14 protein-coding genes are annotated in these 14565 nt (G+C 63.6%); 3 read left to right on the top strand and 11 right to left on the bottom strand.

Annotated elements, in window-relative coordinates; all coding sequences use genetic code 11:
* Window positions 1–18: 18 nt before the first annotated feature.
* Window positions 19–2085: an ATP-dependent DNA helicase RecG gene (recG, locus tag AC2TC0_RS13040; protein WP_484717950.1), complete on the top strand. Its 2067-nt coding sequence runs from the start codon at window positions 19–21 to the stop codon at window positions 2083–2085.
* A gap of 3 nt (window positions 2086–2088) precedes the next feature.
* Here recG and AC2TC0_RS13035 read toward each other — a convergent pair whose 3' ends face one another.
* From AC2TC0_RS13035 to AC2TC0_RS13020, 4 genes are all read right to left on the bottom strand, one after another.
* Complete coding sequence (locus AC2TC0_RS13035) at window positions 2089–2427, bottom strand: PilZ domain-containing protein (RefSeq protein ID WP_484717949.1); 339 nt, start codon at window positions 2425–2427, stop codon at window positions 2089–2091.
* 99 nt (window positions 2428–2526) lie between these two features.
* Window positions 2527–3753: a tyrosine--tRNA ligase gene (tyrS, locus tag AC2TC0_RS13030; protein ID WP_484717948.1), complete on the bottom strand. Its 1227-nt coding sequence runs from the start codon at window positions 3751–3753 to the stop codon at window positions 2527–2529.
* Window positions 3754–3839: 86 nt separating this feature from the next.
* Window positions 3840–4256: a limonene-1,2-epoxide hydrolase family protein gene (locus AC2TC0_RS13025; protein WP_484717947.1), complete on the bottom strand. Its 417-nt coding sequence runs from the start codon at window positions 4254–4256 to the stop codon at window positions 3840–3842.
* A 45-nt stretch (window positions 4257–4301) separates the two neighbouring features.
* Entirely contained in the window at window positions 4302–4649 is a 348-nt protein-coding gene (locus AC2TC0_RS13020; RefSeq protein WP_484717946.1) for a hypothetical protein, read from the bottom strand.
* A 138-nt stretch (window positions 4650–4787) separates the two neighbouring features.
* Between AC2TC0_RS13020 and AC2TC0_RS13015 the strand changes: the two genes are divergently transcribed.
* Window positions 4788–6308: an acyl-CoA carboxylase subunit beta gene (locus tag AC2TC0_RS13015; protein ID WP_484717945.1), complete on the top strand. Its 1521-nt coding sequence runs from the start codon at window positions 4788–4790 to the stop codon at window positions 6306–6308.
* Between the two features lies 1 nt (window position 6309).
* On the opposite strand, the gene AC2TC0_RS13010 is transcribed toward AC2TC0_RS13015, so the two are convergent.
* The 4 genes from AC2TC0_RS13010 to ispG are packed head-to-tail and all read right to left on the bottom strand — an operon-like array spanning window position 6310 to window position 9424.
* Window positions 6310–7398, bottom strand: a complete 1089-nt coding sequence (locus tag AC2TC0_RS13010) for a succinylglutamate desuccinylase/aspartoacylase family protein (protein ID WP_484717944.1) — start codon at window positions 7396–7398, stop codon at window positions 6310–6312.
* 2 nt (window positions 7399–7400) lie between these two features.
* Window positions 7401–7880 (bottom strand): GNAT family N-acetyltransferase, encoded by a 480-nt coding sequence (locus tag AC2TC0_RS13005; protein WP_484717943.1) that lies wholly within the window; start codon window positions 7878–7880, stop codon window positions 7401–7403.
* A 39-nt stretch (window positions 7881–7919) separates the two neighbouring features.
* Window positions 7920–8273, bottom strand: coding sequence for a hypothetical protein (locus AC2TC0_RS13000; RefSeq protein ID WP_484717942.1), 354 nt, complete (start codon window positions 8271–8273; stop codon window positions 7920–7922).
* Window positions 8273–9424 carry a flavodoxin-dependent (E)-4-hydroxy-3-methylbut-2-enyl-diphosphate synthase gene (gene ispG, locus AC2TC0_RS12995; RefSeq protein ID WP_484717941.1) on the bottom strand — a complete coding sequence of 384 codons (1152 nt, stop codon included), beginning with the start codon at window positions 9422–9424 and terminating at the stop codon, window positions 8273–8275. The genes AC2TC0_RS13000 and ispG overlap by 1 nt, the downstream gene beginning before the upstream one ends.
* Window positions 9425–9665: 241 nt before the next feature.
* Here ispG and AC2TC0_RS12990 point away from each other — a divergent pair, with 241 nt between their 5' ends.
* The gene (locus AC2TC0_RS12990; RefSeq protein WP_484717940.1) at window positions 9666–10412 is read left to right on the top strand and encodes a TorF family putative porin; all 747 of its coding nucleotides are present in this window, start codon (window positions 9666–9668) and stop codon (window positions 10410–10412) included.
* 49 nt (window positions 10413–10461) lie between these two features.
* Here the strand turns inward: AC2TC0_RS12990 and AC2TC0_RS12985 are convergent, their stop codons facing one another.
* The 3 genes from AC2TC0_RS12985 to AC2TC0_RS12975 all read right to left on the bottom strand — a co-directional run bounded on the left by AC2TC0_RS12985 (window position 10462) and on the right by AC2TC0_RS12975 (window position 14555).
* Complete coding sequence (locus tag AC2TC0_RS12985; RefSeq protein WP_484717939.1) at window positions 10462–11610, bottom strand: alpha-hydroxy acid oxidase; 1149 nt, start codon at window positions 11608–11610, stop codon at window positions 10462–10464.
* A 120-nt stretch (window positions 11611–11730) separates the two neighbouring features.
* Window positions 11731–12924, bottom strand: coding sequence for an FAD-dependent oxidoreductase (locus AC2TC0_RS12980; protein WP_484717938.1), 1194 nt, complete (start codon window positions 12922–12924; stop codon window positions 11731–11733).
* Window positions 12921–14555, bottom strand: a complete 1635-nt coding sequence (locus tag AC2TC0_RS12975) for an amidohydrolase (RefSeq protein WP_484717937.1) — start codon at window positions 14553–14555, stop codon at window positions 12921–12923. Before AC2TC0_RS12975 ends, AC2TC0_RS12980 begins: the two co-directional genes overlap by 4 nt.
* Between the last annotated feature and the right edge of the window lie 10 nt (window positions 14556–14565).

The following is a 14565-nucleotide window of genomic DNA, read 5'->3' as shown; positions in this document are numbered from 1 at the left end:
GTCGCAGGCGGAATAGCCATGCGACCTGAAATCCTCAACCCGCTCTTTGCCGCGCTGACTGACCTTAGGGGTGTCGGGCCGCAGCTCGCCAAGCCGCTGGCGCGGCTTGGGCTCGAACGGATTGTCGATGCGTTGTTCCATCTGCCGACAGGACTGATCACCCGCAAGCCGGTGGCGCGGCTCGACGATGCGCAGCCGGGGGAGCAGATCATCGTCACGCTGACAGCGCGCGACTACCGCCCGGGCCGGAGCCCACGGGCGCCGTTCGGGGTGGAGGCCTTCGACGGCGCGGGCGATCATGTGCGGCTGGTCTACTTCGGGCGCACTGCCGGCCTTGCCAAAAAGCTGTTTCCGCTGGGCGAACCGCGCATCGTAACCGGGCGGCTCGACCAATATGGTGACATGCGCCAAATCGTCCACCCCGATCAGGCGCTGGTGCCGGGCGAGGGGGCGACCGTAGCCGTACAGGAGGCGATTTACCCGCTGACCGAAGGACTGACCAGCGCGCGTCTGGCTGGACTGGTGCGCGAAGGGTTGGACCGGCGGCCCGCGCTGGGCGAATGGATTGAGCCTTCGCTGCTCGCCGCTAACGGCTGGCCTGCCTGGGGCGAGGCGCTAGCCCGTGCGCATGCCAGCCCGCATGATGCCCCTGCGCGCGACCGCATAGCTTACGACGAAATATTGGCGGGCCAGGTCGCGCTGATGCTGCTGCGTTCCAACTTGCGCGCGCGGCGCGGGCGCGCGGTTGTCGGCGATGGGCGGTTGGCCGGGCGGCTGCAACTGCCCTTCGCCCCAACCGGTGCACAGCGCCGGGTGATCGGTGAAATCGCCGCCGACATGGCCCAGTCAACCCCGATGCTGCGCATGTTGCAGGGCGATGTCGGGTCGGGCAAGACGCTGGTCGCGCTGCACGCGATGTTGGCGGCGGTGGAGGATGGGCATCAGGCGGCGTTGCTCGCGCCGACCGAAATCTTGGCGCGCCAGCATTTTGCAACGCTGCAACGGCTGGCCGCCGGAACGGGAGTTGAGATCGCTATCCTCACCGGCCGCGACAAGGGCCGCGCGCGTGAGGCAACACTGATGGGGCTTGCTGACGGCAGCGTGCACATCCTCGTTGGCACCCATGCCATTTTTCAGGAGGCGGTCAGTTACCGCGATCTCGCGCTGGTGGTGGTCGATGAACAGCACCGTTTTGGCGTCGCGCAGCGGCTGATGTTGGCGGACAAGGGGCGTGTGCCGCCACATCTGCTGGTGATGACCGCGACGCCGATCCCGCGCACCTTGCTGCTCGCCAATCATGGCGAAATGGATGTGTCGCGGATCGACGAGATGCCACCCGGCCGCACGCCGGTGGATACGCGCGTCGTATCGGTCGAGCGGCTGGATACGGTGATCGATGCACTTGCACGCCACATCGCCAGCGGCGCGCAGGCCTATTGGGTATGCCCGCTGGTCGCCGAAAGCGACAAGAGCGAACTCGCCGCTGCGGAGGAGCGCGCCGCTATGCTGCGCGCCCGCTTTGGCACGGACCGCGTTGGATTGGTTCACGGGCGGATGAAGGGGCCCGAAAAAGATGACGTCATGGCGCAATTCCAGTCGGGTGCGCTGCCGCTGCTCGTCGCTACCACGGTCATCGAAGTCGGTGTCGATGTGCCTGCCGCCAGCCTGATGATCATCGAACATGCCGACCGCTTCGGCCTTGCCCAGCTGCACCAGCTGCGCGGGCGCGTGGGTCGGGGGAGCGCGCAGTCGGTGTGTTTGCTGCTGCGCTCCGCCGCCCTGTCTGAAACCGCGCGCGAACGCTTGCGTTTGATGCGCGAGACGAACGATGGCTTTGTGATTGCCGAAAAGGATCTGGAGTTGCGCGGCGGCGGCGAGCTGCTCGGCCTCAAACAATCGGGTGATGCCGACTACCGGCTGGCGACGCCCGAACAGCTGGTCCGGCTGCTCCCCGTCGCCCACGATGATGCCCGCCTGTTCGTCGAACGCGATGGTGGCCTGTCCGGCCATCGCGGCGAAGCGATGCGCCAGTGCCTCTATTTGTTTGAACGCGATGCTGCGCTTCCGCTGCTGCGCAGCGGATGACGCTTACTGGTCAGTACGGACGCCCAGCGCCTTCAGCAGCGGCAGATAGTCCTGCACCGGGATCATCCGGTCAAACTGTACACCGGTCTTGCCGCCCAGCGACCAAATGACGCGCGCGGCGATGCGGCCAACGATCGGCATTTTGAAGATGATCATGTCGCCCACATCGAGCCCGCGCTCAAAGCGCATCAGCAAACCATCTGCGCTGATGTTAACGCAGGTGCCGATTTCCTGACGGCCATCGGTCAGGATGAACGGCAAGCGGCAGTAAATGTCGCTACGCGGCGCAATGCGCTGATCTAGGCCGTTATAAGTGGCGCGTGAGGGGTCGACTTTGTTCATTGGGGCTTGTCCCGAAACTGTTTCAAGCGGGTTGTGGCCCAAATCACACTAATAAAGAGTTAAAATCCTGCGCTGAATCTGGTCGGCTGAAGGCCCCGATCACGGCGTGACGAGGCCGTGGCGCTTGCTGCCAAGGCTGACCGGAACGGGCGTATCGCCCGGCTTCACCCGCATTGCCGGATCGCGCACGACACCGCCATCGACCTTGACCGCGCCTTCCTCCAGCTTGCGTCGCGCTTCCTTGTTCGAAGCAACAAAGCCCAGTTCGCGCAAAGCATCGACGATGGTGACACCGTCGGCACCCGCTGACACGCTGGGCAAATCGCCGCCAACGCGGCCCTGTTCAAAGACTTGCGCCGCCGTTGCAGCCGCGTTTGCAGCAGCCTCCGGCCCGCGGCACAATGCCGTCACTGCATCGGCCAGCACCTTTTTTGCCGCGTTAATCTCTGCTCCTTCCAGCGCCTCGAGGCGCGCGATTTCATCCAGCGGCAGGTCGGTGAACAGCCGCAGGAATTTGCTGACATCGCGGTCATCGGCGTTGCGCCAATATTGCCAGAAATCATAATGCGGCAGCGCATCGTCGTTCAGCCACACCGCACCGTCCGCAGTTTTGCCCATCTTCGCCCCGCTGGCGGTGGTCAACAGCGGCGTCGTGACGCCATAAAGTTCGGTGCCGTCCATACGGCGGCCCAGCTCAATCCCGTTGACGATATTGCCCCACTGGTCAGACCCGCCCATCTGCAGCCGTGCGCCATGAGTCTGAGCGAGATGCCGATAGTCATAGCCCTGCAAAATCATATAGTTGAATTCAAGGAAGGTCATCGGCTGTTCGCGCTCCAGCCGCAGCCGCACGCTGTCAAACGTTAGCATGCGGTTGATGGTGAAATGCGTGCCAACCTCTTGCAACAGCTCGATATAACCAAGCTGGCCCAACCAATCCTGATTGTTCACCATCACCGCATCGGTGGGGCCATCGCCAAAGGTCAACAGCCGGGCAAAGATGGTGCGGATCGACGCGATATTGGCGTCAATCACTTCGTCGGTCAGCATCTTGCGGCTTTCGTCGCGCCCGGTGGGGTCGCCGATCCGCGTGGTGCCGCCGCCCATCACCACAATCGGCTTATGCCCCGCCTGTTGCAGGCGGCGCAGCAGCATGATCTGCACCAGGCTGCCGACGTGCAAGCTGGGCGCGGTCGCGTCGAAACCAATATAACCCGGCACAATCTGCTTGGCAGCAAGCGCGTCGAGCCCGACTGCGTCGGTGGTCTGGTGGATATAGCCGCGCTCGTCGAGTAGGCGCATCAGGCTGGATTGATAGCTGGTCATGGCGCGCGGGCGCTTAGCATGCGGGTCTGCCTGTGGCAAAGGGGCCAAGGCACAGCCTGCCACCGCCCGGCGGACGTGTCGGGCCCTCAGCCGGCCTGCCGCCCGCCAAGCAGTTCGGGCCACTGGGCATAGAGGGTTTGGGCACTGAAATAATCGCGGTAGAGTTTGATCTTTCCGTTCACCACCTCATAAACGCCGGTGACGGGCAGCTCGACCCAGCGGCCGTCAGGCAATTGATGGCGATCAAGTCGTTCGAGAAACACCAAATGCCCGCTTTCCGCAGCGCGCAATGTGACGAGCTCGTTGGCAATGGTCAGGCCGAAAAAGGGCTGGAGCGCGGCGCGCACGCCCGCCGGGCCGACCATGACCTTGCCGGGGTCCGGCATATTCTGATATTCGCAGTCGTCAGCGATCAGCGCAAGGGCGGCATCATAGTCGAACTGCGCCATCGCAGCATTAAATGCATGAACAACGGCAAGATTGGTGCTGGCAGAATCGGTCATTTGCTGGGCTTCCTTGCTTTGCGCAGCGCGCCATCAAACACAGGTTCAACGCTGGCGCGCACGATCGGGCCCCAACAGCAGCGCGGCGGGGTCGCCACGAGTCCGGAAACTGTGCACTAGCAGATAGATTGAGAGATAAGGCATACCGCCCGCCGGTACGAGGGCGGCGAGCGCAAGACCAGCAGCGCTGAACTGGTGGCGCCAGGCGATCCAGATCATCGCCAGCAGCAGGAAAAACAGGAAATCCAGATTGAATTGCCCCGGCCAGCCCATTTTGGCCATGTCGCCAAAGAATATGGGGAGCAGGTTGATCCCATGATTGCTGATGGTGACGGCGGTATAGGCGCCGATGACCGCAATGGCGGTGAGCAGGAACAGGCGGAACAGCAGCATAAATAACCCTCCTTTAGATGCGGTACACGCGCTGCTTGGCCGTATGTAGCAAGCGCTACAATGGTGCAAGTGCCGATTTGGCTTGCCGCGTCGCCCGCGCCTTTGGCACAGCCTGATGCGGCCAAGGAGAGCGATGGCATGAGCTGGGAAAAAGAGGTTGAGGAACTGCGCGCCCGCCAAGCCATGGCCGAAGCCATGGGCGGCGCGGAGAAGGTGGCGCGGCAGCATGGGCGCGGCAAAATGGACGCGCGGGCGCGGATAGCGGCGCTGGTCGATGCGGGCAGCTTTCGCGAAATCGGCAAGATTGCCGGACGCGGCAGCTATGACGCTGACGGCCAGCTGACGGGGCTGGCTGCATCGAACTTCATCTTTGGCCGGGCCCATATCGACGGCCGCGCGGTCGTCGCAACTGCCGACGATTTCACGGTGCGCGGCGGTGCGGCCGATGCGGCGATTCACCGCAAATTTGTGCAGGCCGAGATGATGGCGCACGAGCTAGGTCTGCCGCTGATCCGGATGATCGATGGGACGGGCGGGGGCGGCTCAGTCAAGTCCCTGGAAGATATGGGCTACACTTATGTCCCCGCCGTGCCCGGTTGGGGCGCGGTGATCCGAAATCTGGAGACCGTTCCCGTGGTCGCGCTGGCGCTGGGGCCGACGGCGGGGCTGGGTGCGGCGCGCGTGGTCGCCAGCCATTACAGCATCATGGTGCGCGGCCTGTCGCAGTTGTTTGCGGCGGGCCCAGCAGTGGCCGCAGCCATTGGCGACACGCTGGATCGCGAGGAGCTGGGCGGCAGCGACGTGCATACGCGCAATGGCGTGGTCGACGACGAGGTAGGATCCGAGGCCGAAGCCTTTGCCGCGGCGCGGCGGTTCCTGTCCTATCTGCCATCGTCGGTCGACCGGTTGGCGGGACGGACGCCCCGCAATGACCCGGCGGATCGCCGCGATGAAGCCTTGCTGTCCATCGTCCCGCGCGAGGCCAAGCAGGTCTACAGCATGCGTCGCGTATTGGACGCTGTGTTCGACGCGGGCAGTCTGTTTGAAATGGGCCGCCGTTGGGGGCAGGCGGCGATCACCGCCTTTGCCCGGCTCGATGGCTGGCCCGTCGCGGTGGTGGCAAGCGACCCTGCCTTTCTGGGCGGCAGCTGGGACGCCAAAACCAGCGAAAAGGTTGAACGTTTCGTCAAGCTTGCCGACCAGTTCCGCTTGCCCATCGTCCATTTGGTCGACAATCCCGGCTTCATGATCGGCGGCGAGGCCGAACGGACGGGCACGATCCGCTACGGCGTCAACGCCATGAATGCCATTTACCGCGCGCGGGTGCCGCTGTGCGCGGTCGTCATCCGCCGCGCCTATGGTATCGCCGGGAGCGCCATGAGCAACGCCGAGCGGTTTCAGTATCGCTTCGCCTGGCCCAGCGGCGATTGGGGCAGTCTTCCCATCGATGGCGGCGTCGAGGTCGCCTACAAGAGCGAGATTGAGGCGAGCGCCGATCCCGCCGCCGCACTGGCTGCGATCAAGGCGCGCCTCGACTTAGTCAAAAGCCCCTTCCGCACTGCCGAACGCTTTGGCATCGAGGACATTATCGACCCGCGCGATACGCGCCCTCTGCTGTGCGAATTCGCCGGGCTGGCCTGGGCTCGGCTGGGGGCTTAACTCAACACCCCGCGGCGCATTTGGGGTCGGGGTCCCAATAGCCGATGCGCACGACCATATCGCCGACATCATTGCGCGGGTCGGTGCTCAGCGACACGACCTGCCCCGCGACCGGTGCAGTCAGCGTCGTGCGGCTCTGGCCAAAGGCGTCGGCGATGGTGGCGACGGGCTGGTCCTTCGCCACCATGTCGTTCAGGCGCACGTGCAGTGTCACCCAGCCGCCCACCGGTGATCGCACTTGCACCTGATTGTTGGCGACAAAGGGCCTGGCGGTGGCGGGCGGCGCTGCGCTGGCTGGCAGCATCGCCATTTTTGCCATCAAGCGTAAAATGCCGTCGTGGCTGCGTGCGATCAGCGCTTCGTCCCACACTTCGGGCGCGCCGAGCTCCAGCGTAATGGCCGGGACGCGATCGGGCACCATTTCATTTTCCACCGTGCCGCGCTGCCCGGGGTCGAGGCGGATGGTGTCGGGGGCAATCGCTTCGGCAATTTCGCGCGCCTCAGGCGAAGAAACAAAGGCGTAAAGATTATAGGCGGTGCCGCGCGACTGGGTGTGCAGGTCGATCATCCGGTCGGCATTGGGGCGCATTAGGCTGTGCCACAGCCGGTGGGCATAAACATCGATCAGGCTCGCGCCTGGAACATCCTTGCCCGGCATGACGCGGTTCATATTGTCGCCGCCTGTGCCGCCGCGCGGGGTGAAGGCGCGTGTCGAATTGTTCAACCCCGGCGTGTTGAGCCCCGGCACCATCACCAGCGCGCCAGTAAGCGTCTTGGGGTCAATTTCGCGGGCCAGCCGGTGGATAACGGCGATGCCGTTCAGTTCATCGCCATGAATTCCGGCCGTCAGCAGCAGGCGCGGTCCGGGCCTGGTACCTTTGACCACGACGACAGGCACATACCAGGCCTGCCCCAGCGCGCTGTCGCCCGCGCGGAACCAGAAACGGTGGACTTCGCCGGGGGCGAGGTCGTTGGCGTCGAGCCGGTCGATCACCGGGGTGCCGTCGAGCCGGTCACCGGTGCGGTTGGTCTGCGCAGTGGCGGGGCCTGCGAGCACCAGCGCAGCAGCAAGAAGCAGGGGGAAACGCATCGTCATTCTCCAGCTAGGCGGGTTAGTGCAGCGCCATCGACGCGCATCACCGTCCATTCGTCCATCAGCCTTGCTCCCAGCGACTGGTAGAAACCGATGCTGGGGCTGTTCCAGTCGAGCACCCACCATTCCAGCCGGGCGCAATCGCGCTCCACCGCCAGTTTGGCAAGGTGGGCGAGCAGGGCCTTGCCCAGCCCAGACCCGCGCGTCTCGGGGCGCACGAACAAGTCCTCAAGGTAAATGCCGGGGCGGCCTTCGAACGTCGAAAAATTGTGGAAGAACAGCGCGAAACCCTGTGGCGCGCCGTCAATTTCACCGATGATGACTTCGGCATAGGGGCGCGGTCCGAACAGACGCTCGGCCAGCACCGCTTCATCAAAGCGCACCTCATGCGACAGTTTTTCATAAGCCGCGAGGTCACGAATGAACTGCGCAATGAGGGGTAAGTCAGCGCGTATGGCGGGGCGGATGGCGAGTGTCATTGCTTGCTTTGCCCTTTGGCAATGTATTTCACGCTGGCCCTAGCGCTTTTTTTGGATGCGATAGGGTATCCAGATCGTACAGCTCAGACCACTGGTTGCCGCAGACCCATCCACATTCCGCACTCGCTTGAAGCAGCCCCCCAACGGAAAATAGCGTGACGACCAAGTGCCATTTTCGGTTGTTTGCTCTGATGCTTCGATCTTGGCGCTTTCAAGGTAGTCCCAAAGTTGCTGCGCCACTTCATCGCCGCATATATATTTGTAGTCGCCGCCCTCTTTGGACATTCTCTCCGACTCGACCGCCTCGTTGATGCATGCTTCAATCATGCCCGGTGTGCGCTCTGGGAAGGCTGCTTCGGTCGCAACAGCCGCAATAAAGAGCCAAATTGTCATCACGCCGCCTTGCCGTGCAGCACGTCCATGCTCACGCTGGTGCCGGCGTCAATCTCCGCCGCCTTGGCCTCCACCAGCTTCACGATATGGCCGATCATGTCGGCGTCGGCGACATGGTGGTCGGTGACGCCGGAGAGGTACACCATATGCTTGCCATTGCCGCCGCCGGTGATGCCGATGTCGGTTTCACGCGCCTCGCCGGGGCCGTTGACGACGCAGCCGAGAACCGAGAGCGACATGGGCGTCTTGATATGGCTGAGCGCATCCTCAAGCTTTTGCACGGTGCGGATCACGTCGAAGCCCTGGCGCGCGCAGCTGGGGCAGCTGACGACACGGACACCGCGCGTGCGCAGGCCGAGGGCTTTCAATATCTCATAGCCGACGCGCACCTCTTCCTCGGGTTCGGCCGACAGCGATACGCGGATGGTGTCGCCGATGCCGAACCACAACAGGCTGCCGAGGCCGATGGCAGACTTGACTGTGCCGCCGATCAGCCCGCCTGCCTCGGTAATGCCCAGGTGCAGCGGGCAATCGACCGTTTCGGCGAGTTGCTGATAGGCCGCGACCGCGAGGAACACGTCCGACGCCTTCACCGCGACTTTATATTCGTGGAAATCATGGTCCTGTAGTAGCTTGATATGGTCGAGTGCACTTTCGACCAGCGCCTCGGGGCAGGGTTCGCCATATTTTTCGAGCAGGTCCTTTTCGAGGCTGCCGGCGTTGACGCCGATGCGGATCGCGCAGCCATTGGCCTTGGCGGCGCGGACAACCTCCGCGACGCGTTCCGATGAACCAATATTGCCGGGGTTGATGCGCAGGCACGCCGCGCCCGCATCGGCGGCCTCGAGCGCGCGCTTATAGTGGAAATGGATGTCGGCGACGATCGGCACGCGTGCGGCGCGGGTGATTTTGCCGAGCGCGGCGGTGCTGTCAGTATCGGGGCACGAAACGCGGATGATGTCCGCCCCGGCCTCTTCGCAGCGGCGGATCTGGTCGATGGTCGCCACTGGATCGCTGGTCAGCGTGTTGGTCATCGTCTGGACGGTGATTGGCGCGCCCCCGCCAACGGGAACATTGCCCACCATGATCTGGCGGCATTGGCGGCGGTGGATGTCGCGCCAGGGGCGCAGTCCGGGATTATGGTCGCTCATACCCCCCGCAATAGCGGCTCACCGCGCCGCCGCAAAGCGGTGAGTTGGCACTGAACAATGTTGCTGCAATGTCACACTGCTGTCGCTGAATATGTTTGCAGCGCATTTTTGTTTGTGCGTCGCAGCAAATTGCGCAACTTTATCGCGGTAAGCCGGAATGTGCCCGCCTCACTGCAACGATGGCATGTCCGGTTCACGCAGGCGGGACGATCCGGTTTGTAACAAAGAAGGGGATCAACCCATGAAGAAATCATTTGCCGCTATCGCGGGCTTGTTGCTCGCGGCCACCGCGACACCTGCATTCGCGCAGGACGCCGAGGAAGAAAGCGGCCCCATCACCGTGTCCGGTGGTGTCACCGTCACCTCTGACTATCGCTTCCGCGGCCTATCGCTGTCGGGCGAAGATTTCGCCGTCCAGCCGACCATCACGGTCAGCCACGAAAGTGGCTTCTATGTCGGTGCCTGGGGTTCAAACCTCGACGATACGCCACTCTATGGTGAGGTCGAGGTCGATCTCTATGCCGGCTACAACACCGACATCGCCGAAGGCACCAACTTCGACATCGGCCTCATCTATTACTGGTATCCCGATGGCGACAGCGCAGCGGGCAACAGCGACTATTTCGAAATTCTGAGCAAGATCAGCCATGATATCGGCCCGGTGACCGCCACGGGAACCGTCGGCTACAGCTGGGACCAAAGCTCGCTCGGCGACGATGATAACCTTTATCTGAGCCTGGGTCTGTCGGCGGCAATTCCTGACACACCAGTAACGCTGGTCGGGACAATCGGTTATACCGATGGCGCGCTCGGCGCGCTGGCTTCGGGCGGCAATTATCTCGACTGGGCACTGGGTGCTGACTTGGCCGTTGGTCCGGCAACGCTGGGTGTGCGCTACGTCGATACCGACATCGAATCGACCGGCATCAATGCCATCGACACGTTGTACGACAGCACCATCATTTTCTCGCTGGGTTTCAGCTTCTAATCAGCGACCAGCGACAACAGACAACCCCCGCTTCGGCGGGGGTTTTTTGTTAGCGCCAGCGTAAATTGCCGCGCGACAGATCAGCGAGCGATTTTGCGCCCATCAGTTTCATCCCGCGCTCCATCTCTGCGCGGAGCAGCGCAATGGCGCGGGCCACCCCGGGCTCGCCCGCTGCGGCAAGCGCATAAAGGTACAGCCGCCCACCCGAACACGCCTTTGCACCCACGCTCAGCGCCTTCAGCACATGGGTACCGCGTGTGATGCCGCCATCGCAGATGACCTCGACCTGATCGCCGACCGCATCGACAATTTCGGCAAGCGCATCAAACGGCGCAAGGCTGCCGTCCAATTGCCGCCCCCCATGGTTCGACACCATGATCGCAGTCGCGCCAATGTCGACCGCGCGGCGGGCATCCTCAACCGCCATAATGCCTTTAAGGCAGAAGGGGCCGTCCCATCCCTTGCGAATTGTCTCTGCCCGCTTCCAGTCGAGACTTTGGTCGAGCATTGTGGAGAAATAATCGGCGACCGATTTGGGTACGCTCGACCCTTCGGCCACATGCGTGGCGAGGTTTGGAAGGCCGAACGGCTCGCGCAGGACATAGTTAAGGCCCCAGCGGGGCTTCAAAGCATAGGACAGCAAATTGCCCGGCGTGAACCGCGGTGGCGAGGTGAAGCCTGATCTAAGGCAGCGCTCGCGGTTGCCGCCGACGATGGTATCGACGGTCAGCGCGACCGCATCGAACTTCGCCGCCTTGGCCGCCGCGAGCATCGCCTGGTTCAGCCCTTCGTCCTTGTGGACATAGAGCTGGAACAGTTTGGGGCCATCGGTCAGCGCGCCCGCTTCGGCCAGGCTGATGGTCGCAAGGCTGCTGATGCCCGCGACCGTGCCCGCGTCAGCCGCGGCGCGCAGCACCGCGCGCTCGCCCTGCCAGTGGAACAGGCGTTGCAGCGCGGTCGGTGACAGGAAAAGCGGCATAGACAAATCCCGCCCGAACAGGGTGGCGCGCATGTCGATGCTTTCCACCCCCGCGAGAACCCGCGGGACGAGGTCGCAATCGTCAAAACTGCTGCGGTTGCGGCGGCGGGTGATTTCGTCGTCGGCGGCGCCATCGATATAGTCGAACACCGGCCAGGGGAGGCGGCGCCGTGCGAGGGCACGGAAGTCGGCAATATTGTGGCAGTCACTGATTCTCATTCGATCCCCCGCCCACCCTAAGCTTATCAGCGGGCCGTTCTTCTCCCTTTCCGGCGCAAAAGAAAAGGACAGTCCTTCGATAAGCTCAGTCCGGACGGTGATTGGGGGCAAGATTGAAAACTAAAACACCGTCCGCGCCGCTACAGTGCCTTTTGTCACCAGCGAAAAGCGCGGTTCCACCGCCAGCTTCGCATCCATTACATGCGCCGCGACCCGCCTGCCGACCGCCGGGCCATGTTTGAAGCCATGGCCCGATCCGCCGCCGACCAACCACACCCGCTCGGTGCCTGGCAGCCGGTCGATCAGGAAATCGCCGTTGCTGCTATTCTCATATTGGCAGACACGACTGTGGATCAGCGGTGCTTCGGCAAGTGCGGGGAAGCGGACGGCAAGATAGGCACGCGCTTTGCTTACCGTGGCGTCGCTTACCCGGCGGTCGTGCGTGTCCGGATCGACCACCGGGCCGTGCGTGTCGAAGGCGAGCTTGAACCCCTGCCCCTCAAGGTCAGGGATGCCGTAAACAATCGCGCCGTTGTTGAAATCGGCCCAGACGGGTAGCTGCGGCGGGGCAAAGCGATTGTCGCCCTGCGGCGCGCCGAAGTGCAGCACCTCCTGCCGCGTCGCGACGATGCGGCCACCAAGTTGCTGCGGGAAAAGCTCGGCGAGCCATGGGCCGGTAGCATAGACCAAAGTGTCTGCCGTTCCGCCATCGGGCAGGTGATGCGTCGCTCGCTTCTTCACCGGCATCGGGGCAGGCATGACGATGCGCTCGACCGTTAACCCGGCGTCGGCGACCACCTCCTGCACTCCGCGCCCGGCTATCAGCGCGCCGGCGGTCGTTTCCAATATCCCGCGTTCATTGTTGTAGAAGCGGATTTGCTGCCACCGGTTTTGTAGCCAGTTGGCGTCGCCGCTTTCGTGCGGGGTGTTGCTGCTGGCCAGCCACTGCAGTGACTGGGCGGAATAAGTGTCGGTATCAGGCGCCCACCACAAGACGCCCGTCTGGTAGAAAATCGGTGCACTTGCGCTGTCCGACAGCGCCTGCCACAGCGGAAGCGACTCCGCTGCCATGGCGGAGTAAATGGCATCGGCACCATAGGCCATGCGGATCACCCGGCTTTCACCGCCCGATGAACTGCGCGCATGGCCTGCGCCATACGCGTCAAACAGCCGGACTTTCAGCCCCGCCTTGACCAGATGCCATGCCGTCCAAGCACCGAACACGCCCGCGCCGATAATGGCGACATCGACGTGCGAGACGACTGGGGCCGGATCGCGGCGGCGCTTGCTCTTGCGGCGCGGCGACTCGCTCACGGCTGGCGCACGAAACGGCGCTGGCCGTTCACCCAGGTTTCCCGAACACGCATCGCGCGCAGCTCGCTGGCCGAAGCAAGCAGCGGGTCGCCGTCAACCAGCACAAAATCGGCGCGCATGCCGGGCATCAGCGTGCCCAGTCGGTCCTCGGCAAAGGCCGCAAAGGCGGCGCTGCGGGTAAAGCCGTCGAGCGCGGTTTCGCGGCTCACCGCCTCCTGTGGGCGCCAGCCGCCAAAGGGCTGGCCGTCGGGGCCGGTGCGCGACACGGCCGCAGCAAGGCCCGCAAAGGGTTCGGCGCTTTCAACTGGCACGTCGCTGCCAAAGGCGAGGCGTACGCCTGCATTCTGCATGCTGCGCCACGCATAGGCACCAGTAAGGCGCGCAGGGTCGAGCCGCGCCTCGGCCATCACCCGGTCGCTCGTCTGGTGCACCGGCTGCATCGAGGCGATGATTTTCAAACTGGCAAAGCGGCTGATATCGGCGGGATCAACAATTTGCGCATGTTCGATACGCCAGCGCCGGTCACCTGGGAAATCGGCGGCCAGATCGGTGATGGCATCCAATGCCTCGGCATTGGCCTGGTCACCGATCGCGTGCACCGCGACCTGAAATCCGTCCATGGTCGCGCTAACCAACTTGTTGCGCAGCGCGGCGGGCGTGAGCAACGGCAACCCTCGCTCCTTGGGCGCGTCAGCATATGGGGCCTTCAGCCACGCCCCGCGAGAGCCCAGCGCGCCGTCAAGATACAGCTTCACTCCGCCCATGCGCAGTTTGTCATCATACAACCAGGGCGTCGGGCCGGGGCCGCCGATGATGCGCATATTGTCGATGTCGCCGGCGTAGGAAAGGATCCGGACCGCGAGTTGGCCCTTGTCGCCGGCGCGGCGGAAAGCCTGCCATTCCTCCAGCGTGGTGCCCATGTCGGCGATGCTGGTGATGCCCCATTCGAGCAGCGCGCCCTGCGCCAGCGACAAGGCACGATCGAGGTCGCGCGCTAACGGCTTGGGCTTGGCCGCATTGACCAGTTGCATAGCGGCATCGACGAACACGCCGGCGGGGGCGCCGCCGGGACCGCGCTCGATGCGCCCGCCTGCCGGATCCTTGGTCGCCGCGCTGACCTTAGCCAGCGCCAGAGTGCGGCTGTTTGCCCAGCCCGCATGACCATCGACGCGCTCCAGCCACACCGGGCGGTCTGGCACAGCGGCATCGAGCTCAGCCGCAGTTGGAAAGCGGCCCAGCTCCCATTTCTCCTGATTCCACCCTGTCCCCAAAATCCATGGCATTTCAGGGTTGTCAGCGGCAAACTGCCGTATCTTCGCCTGTGCCTCGGTCAGCGACGTAGTTGCACTGAGGTCAAGCAGCATGCGCTGGAATCCCAGCCCCATCACATGGCCATGCGCGTCGATGAAGCCGGGGAGCATCGTCTGCCCGCGACCGTCCTGCCTATAATCTATCCGTTCGGGGCGCTTGTCCGTGCGGTCCAGCAGCTGCTTTACCTTGCCGCTCTCGTCGATAACGACGCCGGTAAAGTGCACCACCTTGCCCTCGGCATCCAGGGTGATGCCGTTGACATTGTCGATCAGCGTATCAGCATGGGCGGGGGTGGTGAGCGCGAGAGTCAGCGCGGCCATCAACAAACGC

The organism is Sphingopyxis sp. sgz302558 (genome assembly GCF_057220455.1).
The sequence above is the reverse complement of the archived record's forward strand: the minus strand, read 5'-3'. Positions and strand labels throughout refer to the sequence as shown.